We start from the raw sequence: 1,138 nt of genomic DNA on the forward strand, positions 1-1,138 counted from the left end.
GGCACGGGAGGCGGCGGCGCGGGTGTGGCGGGTGAAGAGGTGCCCATGGACAACATGTCCGCCGCCCTCATGGCCGTGAACTGCGCCGACGACCCCGACCGGCCCGGTGCCGCGCGGATAGAAAAGGAAGTGGGCAGGCTCCAGGAGGAGTTCGAGGAGGCGTCGCCCGTCTTCGGCAAGTCGATGCTGATGCCGGTGCTGCTCTGCTTCGGGCGGCCTCCGGGGACCCGCTACATCCGCGAGGACGTGCGGGACCTGAAGTCGCCGAAGCTGCTGCTCGTCGGTACGCGCGGCGACCCCGCGACGCCCTACCGCTGGACGGAGGAGACCGCGCGCCGCCTCGGCCCGCAGGCCGTCGTCCTGGACAACAAGGGTGACGGGCACACCGGTTACCTCGGGTCCAAGTGCGTGCAGGACAAGGTGGACGGGTTCCTGCTGTACGGGGAGATGCCGAAGAGCGGGAGCTCTTGCGGGCTGGACAGCCGGACCGCCGAGTGAGCCCCGTCAGGGGTGTGCCGGCGAGGTGAGGGCCAGCATCGCCGCCTCGTCGCGCGTGCCCTCCTTGGCCTGGTAGACCACCATGCGCTGGCCGCCCGTCCGCGCCAGCTTCAGCACTTCGTACGTGAGGGTCATCGCGCCGACCTTCGGATGCGCGAAGGACTTGGTGCCGCCGCCGCGTTCCCGTACGTCGTAACGCTCCCAGATCCGGGCGAAGTCCGGTGATTTCAGGAGGAGTTCGCCGACAAGGTTGGTCAGGCGCGGCGAGTCCGTGTCCGTGCCGCCGACCGCGCGCAGGTGGGCCACCGACGTGGCGACCGTCTCCTCCCAGGGCTGGTAGAGCGTGCGGCCCACGGGGTGCAGGAAGAGGTAGCGGGTGACGTTGCGCTGCTCGGGGGGCCACTCCCACAGGCCCGGGAGCAGGGCCCGGGCGGGGGCGTTGGCGGCCAGCAGGTAGCTGTGCCTGCTCACGACGTACGCGGGCAGCGGGGCCAGCGCGTCCAGCATGCGCGCGGTGGACTCGCGGACCGTGTCGTCGGCGGTGGGGTGCGGCTCCGTGAGGCGGCCCGAGGCGAGTTCGGCCAGCTCGTGCAGGCGGTCGTGGGCGTCGCCCGACAGGCGCAGGGCGCGGGCCAGGGAG

2 protein-coding genes are annotated in these 1,138 nt (G+C 72.0%); one reads left to right on the forward strand and one right to left on the reverse strand.

From position 1 onward, the window contains the following. On the forward strand, window positions 1-498 hold a 498-nt coding region (locus GKQ77_RS32940; protein WP_219692809.1), incomplete at its 5' end, for an alpha/beta hydrolase. Window positions 499-504: 6 nt separating this feature from the next. Here GKQ77_RS32940 and GKQ77_RS32945 read toward each other — a convergent pair. After that, the coding region (locus GKQ77_RS32945; protein WP_219692810.1) for an MmyB family transcriptional regulator at window positions 505-1,138 on the reverse strand (634 nt) is incomplete at its 5' end.

It is taken from the genome of Streptomyces anatolicus (genome assembly GCF_019400875.1).
In the GTDB taxonomy this organism is placed as follows: Bacteria; Actinomycetota; Actinomycetes; order Streptomycetales; family Streptomycetaceae; genus Streptomyces; species Streptomyces anatolicus.